Genomic DNA, 7,796 nt, shown 5'->3' with positions numbered 1-7,796 from the left:
CCCCATTCCCCATTTCCTGTTTGGTCAATTCACAACAGATGTGATAGGCTCCAGATAACTCAATAAACAGCAACCAAAAGCGGTCTATTGCAATCACCCAAAAATTCACTTTAGGGAACATCAATGAAAATCAAAAATCTGGTTATTTCGGGCATTTCCTTGCTTCTCGGTACTGCAATTATAGGAAGTGCGATCGCTCAAGAACTGACCGAAAGCCAAAAAACGGTTGTTTGTCGCTTAAAAACAGAATTTGACCAGCGCTCTAGCAACGGTCAAAAATTAGTATTTGTGCCATTGTTCGGCCAAGTTCGCAAGCAAGTTTCGTCTCCGTTTAGAGCCACGCTGCATCCCGATACTGAGTATACTTTTGTTGCGACTTGCGACGGAAATTGCCAGGATTTAAACTTAACTCTCAAGGATGCCAGCGGTCAAGAAATCGGTACGAGTCAAAAGACAGGGGAACTGGCGTCAATCTCTTTTACTCCGCCATCCCAAGGCGAATATCAAATCACCGCTAAACCTGGAGAATGCACGACTGCAGAGGGTTGCAGTTTCGGCATGGGAATCTTCGTTCCTGCCTCTGCTAGCGTACCTAATGCTTCAAAAATTCCTGCTCAAATAGCACAATTTAAACTTTGTCAGTAGAGGAACAGCGATAAGTTGTGGGTTGCGAGGGGAGTGGAGTGTTCGATCGCGAATTTAACTGCTAACTTGCAACTTATAACTCGCTTTTTGTATAACCGAGTATAGGATGGATCGGGTACTGGTACAGATTTGAGATTGAAAAATTGGGGAATTGAGGAATTTTAGATTAATCGATCAATTCCTCAGTCACTTGAGAACCTCTATAGTTGGTTAACCATAACTGCTGCCAACTGTCAAGCCGATCGAGCTGTGGAACCCTGCAAAGGCCCCATAGCTGCCGAATTCCGGTTTAAAGTCATAACTTTATTTACCCTCACGCAGGCATCAATTAGAATATAGATAGTGCCTCTGAGGGTGACGAGTAAATTCCCTATGTCTTTAACCTTAGCCTTGAAAAATCAACTGCAAAACGCTCCTCAAATAGGGTTGAAAAATCTGTTTGGCCGCTTGGGTATCAGGCAGAAAATCGGCTGCGGATACGCCTTGGTCATTGGTATTGCGATTTTGGGTGCTGTGGCGGGACGGGGAGTAGAATCCTATCACAAACAGCAAGTTAGAGAAAAACTGGCGATCGACCGAGATAAAGCCGAAATCTTGATTAATCTTAATAATACGGTGCAGGAAGTCAGAATTCACCAGCAAGAGCTGGCGGCAAGCGTGAACAAACCGGAAATTTTCGATCGCCAGCGATCGGAATTCCTCGCCCGCGTTGCTCAGATGAGCGGCATCCTGGAACAACTGCAAACCATGCAGCCGACCAAAAATCCCGAGATTGCCAAAGACTACCAACTGCTGCAACAGTTCGCTAGAGTCAACGGCAAGACGGTAGAATCATACTTTCAACAAGTACAAAAATTGTTGGCGACTGCGAAAGTATCAGCTTTGAATCCGCAGCAACGGCAGGCTTTCGGGCGGAACTTGAACAATTTTGTCGATGGCGAAACCGCTTTGAAACTCGCACAGTTTTCTGAGGATTCAGCAAAACTCGCTGACAATTTTGGCAACAAATCAGATGAGGCGTTTAGAACCTACGAGAAAGCCGAACAACTCGGAACTATGATTCTCGTTGTTTCTATGTTGCTGTCGGCGGCGATCGCAGCGATACTTGCAGCATACACCAGCAGGGCGATCGCCCGTCCCTTAGAAGCCACTACCCTCATCGCTCAGCGAGTGACAGAAGAATCGAACTTTGACTTGCAAGTACCAGTTACCACTTCCGACGAAGTGGGAATGCTAGCAACTTCGCTCAACGAACTGATCCAAAGAGTAGCGGAATACACAGAAGACTTGCACGAAGCAAAAGTAGCAGCCGAAGCTGCCAACCGCTCAAAAAGTGCATTTCTAGCCAACATGAGCCACGAACTCCGCACCCCCCTCAACGCCATCATCAACTACAGCGAAATGCTGCAAGAAGATGCTCAAGATTCCGGTTCTGAAGACTTTCTCCCAGACTTAGAAAAAATTCAAACCGCAGGCAAACATTTGCTCGACATGATCAGCGACATCCTCGACATTTCCAAAATAGAAGCCGGCCACGTCACGCTTTATTTGGAAAACTTCGACGTAGCGACAATGATTGAAGAAGTGATGACTACGGCTCAACCGCTAGTAGAGAAAAAAGGCAATGCTTTAGCGCTAAAAACCCAAGGCGAACTCGGCACAATGTACGCCGACCAACCTAAAGTCCGGCAAATCCTCCTAAACTTGCTCAGCAACGCTGCCAAATTTACTGAAAAAGGCGTGATTACTATCGGCGTCGAAAGAATTAAAAATGAAAAATTAAAACAGCCGAAAAAACATAAAAATAAGGATTATAACTCTGCTTCAAACTACAGTTCTCAAGTTTTGATTTTTCGAGTCAGCGATACTGGCATTGGCATGACGGACGAGCAATTAGAGCAGATATTCAAACCTTTTACCCAAGCTGATGCTTCGACTACCAAGAAGTATGGAGGCACGGGTTTGGGATTGACAATTAGCCAGCGCTTGTGTCAAATTCTCGGCGGCGAAATTAGCGTTGAAAGCGAGGACGGGAAAGGCTCAACTTTTATTGTCAGTCTCCCGGAACGGGTGGTGATGCAGGCTTGAAAACTGTTGGCAGTTGACAGGAAAGCAGTTGGCAGGAAAGCAGATATTCAAGGAAAAATAAAAAGGGAGGAAGGAAGAGGGAAATTTTTAAATATATGGATATATCACTTATCAAAATAAAGAATAATATACCTCTTGCCAAAATAATTAGGACGGGTTCTCCGTCCCATCAATTGATGAGAAGAATTTTTGCAAGAGGTATAATTAACAACCCGAGCGGGAATGACACACAGAATCTATCAGTAGCTGCACACTGCACATCTTAGATATAGGGGTTCTGCATAAGTCCTGATAATTCCCAGCCCAAAACCGGGGAATATAGCAATCTTAAAGAACAAAGCCTTGTACAAAAGTAGTTTTCAAGACTCCTTCAAAAGTGCGTTCTGTCTTGTCCACCAGAACAACGACACTGCGCCCGTTCGGAGACAAACGAACTTCTCGGATTGAATAAGATAACACCCAATCTTGAAAATTGTTCAGCGTTCCGAGGACGCGCTGCCGACCGTTATGATTAATTACAAGACGCATTGCTGCGCTTTCTTTGCCAACCGAAGCATTTTTTTTTCGCTGTTCTAGGCGTATTTGTAAAAGCTTCGATCTATTGACTTTGACGGCGACTGTCTGGCTTCCATTGGCTCCGGGAGTACGAGAAATAATGTTCAGTTTAGTTCCAGCTTGAGGAGGAGTTAACTTCAAAGTTTGCCTGTTATTCCAACTTTTTTTAAGCAAGTCATTTTCTGCCATGTTAGTGCTTTTATTGGAGTCTGGCTCGCCATATTTAGTTTCGATACACCCATTTTTGATGCAGGAATTGGCAGCAACTCGGATAATTTGCAATTCTGCTTTGGGAATTCCCGCTCCTGTATCTCTGGAACTTTCTAGATACAAGTAGTAATTGCTGTCGGCGGAAAAACCCGACATCCGGTGTGCGGCACGCCAGGTATTTGCCCAAGCTTCAGGGGCTAATACGATCGCGGCACTTGCTACAATACCTAACGAAATTAAAGGTAAAATTTTCATAAATATATCGTCCTGTTCTGAGAGTTATAGCGGCTGTTATTGATGAGTAAAACAATAACGCTTTGGGTTTAGTTACAGGACTGTGACATTTCTCAAGTCCTCTCTCCTATTTACATTGGTGTTTCTCCATTTTCCGCAACAGGAGACTGTTTAAGAATATGCCGTTTTTTTAATTTGCACTAGAAAGCATTTTTAAGATGAGAGTTGCTTTTATCCAAGAGTGCAACTTTTAGGCGCGACAGTTTGCTTTTGGCTGCGACGGACTGCGACAAAGGACGGAAATACCTATCTACATATAGGGGAACACCGATCCGATCGCCCTCCGCAACTCCCTACAATGATAATTGTACGGGCGATCGAGTATTCGCCTCTACAGTATCGCTCTTTTTTTAGTGCAGGGAATTAAAATTTATGCAACCGAATAATCCAAACCAATTTACCGAAAAAGCCTGGGAAGCCATCGCCCGCACTCCAGAAATCGTCAAAGCAGCTCAGCAGCAGCAGCTAGAAAGCGAACATTTGATGAAAGCTTTGCTGGAACAAGAATCGGGACTGGCTAGCAGCTTATTTAACAAAGCGGGAGTTTCTGTATCAAAATTGCGCGATCGCACTGATGAGACTATCAGCCGGGGACCCAAAATATCGGGAACTGGCGGCAACGTTTATCTCGGCCGTTCTCTCGACACTTTGCTAGACCGCGCTGAAGCTTATCGCAAAGAGTACGGCGATGAATTTATCTCGATCGAGCATTTGATCCTAGGATACGTCAAGGACGATCGCTTCGGCAAAAATCTCCTGCAAGAATTTAAACTAGATGAAGCCAAGCTCAAAAATATTATTACCCAAGTCCGGGGGAACAACAAAGTGACAGACCAAAATCCAGAAGGCAAATACGAAGCGCTGGAAAAATACGGCCGAGACTTGACAGAAGCCGCGCGTCAAGGCAAACTCGATCCGGTAATCGGAAGAGATGACGAGATTCGCCGCACGATTCAAATATTGAGCCGCCGCACCAAAAACAACCCCGTACTGATTGGGGAACCAGGAGTTGGTAAAACTGCGATCGCCGAAGGACTCGCCCAGCGAATTATCACCGGAGATGTGCCGCAATCTCTCAAAGACCGACAATTAATTAGCTTAGATATGGGCGCGTTAATTGCCGGTGCAAAATTCCGGGGAGAATTTGAAGAACGCTTGAAAGCCGTGCTCAAAGAAGTGATGGACAGCAACGGTAAAGTCATCCTATTTATCGATGAAATTCACACCGTTGTCGGGGCCGGCGCGACACAAGGCTCGATGGATGCCGGCAACTTGCTCAAACCCATGTTAGCGAGGGGAGAATTGCGCTGTATCGGTGCTACAACTCTCGACGAATACCGCAAGTATCTCGAAAAAGATGCGGCTTTAGAGCGCCGTTTTCAACAAGTTTATGTTGACCAGCCAACCGTTGAAGATACTATCTCTATTCTGCGAGGCTTGAAGGAACGGTATGAAGTTCACCACGGCGTGAAAATTTCTGACAGCGCGCTAGTTGCTGCGGCTACTTTGTCTACTCGATATATTAGCGATCGCTTCCTTCCCGACAAAGCCATTGACTTAGTGGACGAAGCAGCGGCTAAACTGAAAATGGAGATCACCTCCAAGCCGGAAGAACTAGACGAAATCGACCGCCGGATTTTGCAGCTAGAAATGGAAAGATTGTCGCTGCAAAAAGAAAGCAACGCAGCTTCGGTCGAACGCTTGGAAAGATTGGAAAAAGACTTAGCAAATCTCAAGGAACAGCAAGGCGGTTTGAACGCCCAATGGCAATCAGAAAAAGGTGTCATCGGTAGCATTCAAAAAATCAAAGAACAAATTGATAAGGTGAATATTGAAATTCAACAAGCTGAATTAAAATATGACCTAAACCGCGCTGCTGAGTTGAAATATAGCAAGTTAACCGAATTGCAAAAACAATTGCAAGAAGCCGAAGCTCAACTGACAGCAACTCAAACCACTGGTAAAACTTTGCTCAGGGAAGAAGTCACGGAATCGGACATTGCCGAGATTATTTCTAAGTGGACGGGAATCCCGATTAGCAAGTTAGTTGAATCGGAAATGCAGAAACTTTTGTACTTGGAAGATGAACTGCACAAACGGGTAATCGGACAGGATGAAGCGGTGACGGCGGTTGCAGATGCAATTCAACGATCGCGCGCGGGTTTAGCCGATCCGAACCGTCCGGTTGCTAGTTTTATCTTCCTCGGCCCCACGGGTGTAGGTAAAACCGAGTTGGCGAAAGCATTAGCATCTTATCTGTTTGATACCGAAGAGGCGATCGTCCGCATTGATATGTCGGAATACATGGAGAAACACGCAGTTTCGCGGTTAATCGGTGCGCCTCCGGGATACGTTGGCTACGATGAAGGCGGACAATTAACTGAGGCTGTGCGCCGCCGTCCCTATTCGGTAATTCTGTTTGATGAAATCGAGAAAGCGCACCCGGATGTCTTCAATATCATGTTGCAAATTCTGGATGACGGCCGCGTTACCGATGCTCAAGGTCACACGGTAGACTTTAAGAATTCTGTGATTATTATGACATCCAATGTCGGCTCTCAATACATCTTGGATGTGGCGGGAGATAACGAAGAAATGCGGAGTCGGGTGATGGAGGCGATGCGGGGAACTTTCCGCCCGGAATTCTTGAACCGGATTGATGAGATGATTATTTTCCACGGTTTGAGTAAGGTGGAATTGCGGCAGATTGTGCTGTTACAAGTCAAGCGTTTGGAAAAACGGTTGGCCGATCGCAAAATGTCTCTGAAATTGTCGGAATCGGCGATCGACTTCTTGGCAGAAATCGGCTACGATCCTGTGTACGGTGCGCGGCCGCTGAAACGGGGAATTCAACGCGAGTTGGAAACGCAAATGGCGAAGGGTATTTTGCGGGGAGATTTTGTTGATGGCGATACAATTTTTGTGGATATCGAGAATGAAAGGCTGGCGTTTAAGCGGCTGCCTGCCCAGTTGGTAACTGCGAAATAATTGGAGTTGCGGCAAAGTCTCAGAAACCGGGTTGATCGGATAATTTAGGTTGGGTGGCGAGATATCTCGCCACCCAACCCGGTTTCTGGGAATTTTGAAAAATCTTAAAAACCGGGTTTCTCTAACAGTTGTAGCCTGTGCAAAGTGTACCTTGTTTTTGGGGCGCACTGTTTTTTTTATCGATCGCGGTAGGCGATGGAAAACCCGGTTTTTCCCTGAATTTCTCCCTGCTAAATCCTACCTCTCATAATTCCGATGCTACCGGATTTGATATTACTGGACTCGCATTCCGAACGATCGAACCTAATTATTGGCAATTAACGGGACAGCATAGAATTTTTATCCAGCAACTAAAGCAGGAGTTTCTGTTGAAATAACTTGCTCGAAACTGTCAAAAATTTCAAAGAGTTGGTCGAGTTGAGTAATTTCAAATATTAGCCTGACAGTGGCTGAAACGTTGCAGATGACGAGGCGGCATCCCCGGTGGCGGGCGGCGTTGAGTCCCCCGACTAGGGCGCACAAGCCGGAACTGTCGATAAAATCTACGTCGCCCATGTCAATTACCCAGAGTTGGTGGCGATCGGGCAAAATCTCGGCTAGCTGTTGCTGGAGGACATTCCCAGCTTGGGAGTCGAGGCAGTTTTGAGGTTGGAGGATGATGTGTTGGTTGAAGTTGGGAAATTTCATAGCAGTTATCCTCGGATTGTCAAGTATCAATAAGTGAGTTCGGTTGCTGCCAAAGTTGAGATCATCAGGGAATTTCAGCTAAGGTGTCAACTACCCATCACCAAGCGGAGTACCGCCGGAGGTGTGGGCTTGTATCTGGACTCCACCGCAATTCTGAGAATCTAGAAAGAATCTCAGCTTTAGTTTCACGGCCCGACACATTAGGGGATGCTGACAAACTCCCCGTACTCGTCCAGTCTTGCCGGACAAGCAACGCTCTCATTGCAATATTTCGCGCACCAATCAAATCAGCGTGTAACTCATGACTACAACATTCGCATCGAAACAAT

5 protein-coding genes are annotated in these 7,796 nt (G+C 45.9%); 3 read left to right on the top strand and 2 right to left on the bottom strand.

All coding sequences use genetic code 11. The features are described from left to right. Positions 1-123 precede the first annotated feature (123 nt). Both AACV78_RS14690 and AACV78_RS14685 read left to right on the top strand, forming a co-directional pair. Positions 124-645, top strand: a complete 522-nt coding sequence (locus tag AACV78_RS14690) for a hypothetical protein (protein WP_194012458.1) — start codon at positions 124-126, stop codon at positions 643-645. Between the two features lie 372 nt (positions 646-1,017). Continuing rightward, positions 1,018-2,733, top strand: coding sequence for a sensor histidine kinase (locus AACV78_RS14685; protein ID WP_194012457.1), 1,716 nt, complete (start codon positions 1,018-1,020; stop codon positions 2,731-2,733). Between the two features lie 327 nt (positions 2,734-3,060). Here the strand turns inward: AACV78_RS14685 and AACV78_RS14680 are convergent, their stop codons facing one another. Beyond that, positions 3,061-3,753, bottom strand: a complete 693-nt coding sequence (locus AACV78_RS14680; protein ID WP_194012456.1) for a DUF2259 domain-containing protein — start codon at positions 3,751-3,753, stop codon at positions 3,061-3,063. A 411-nt stretch (positions 3,754-4,164) separates the two neighbouring features. Between AACV78_RS14680 and clpB the strand changes: the two genes are divergently transcribed. Continuing rightward, positions 4,165-6,780, top strand: coding sequence for an ATP-dependent chaperone ClpB (gene clpB, locus AACV78_RS14675; RefSeq protein ID WP_194012455.1), 2,616 nt, complete (start codon positions 4,165-4,167; stop codon positions 6,778-6,780). A gap of 339 nt (positions 6,781-7,119) precedes the next feature. On the opposite strand, the gene AACV78_RS14670 is transcribed toward clpB, so the two are convergent. After that, positions 7,120-7,467, bottom strand: a complete 348-nt coding sequence (locus AACV78_RS14670) for an STAS domain-containing protein (RefSeq protein ID WP_194012454.1) — start codon at positions 7,465-7,467, stop codon at positions 7,120-7,122. Between the last annotated feature and the right edge of the window lie 329 nt (positions 7,468-7,796).

The organism is Tychonema sp. LEGE 07196, from assembly GCF_963890365.1.
Lineage (GTDB): Bacteria > Cyanobacteriota > Cyanobacteriia > Cyanobacteriales > Microcoleaceae > Microcoleus.
The sequence above is the reverse complement of the archived record's forward strand: the minus strand, read 5'-3'. Positions and strand labels throughout refer to the sequence as shown.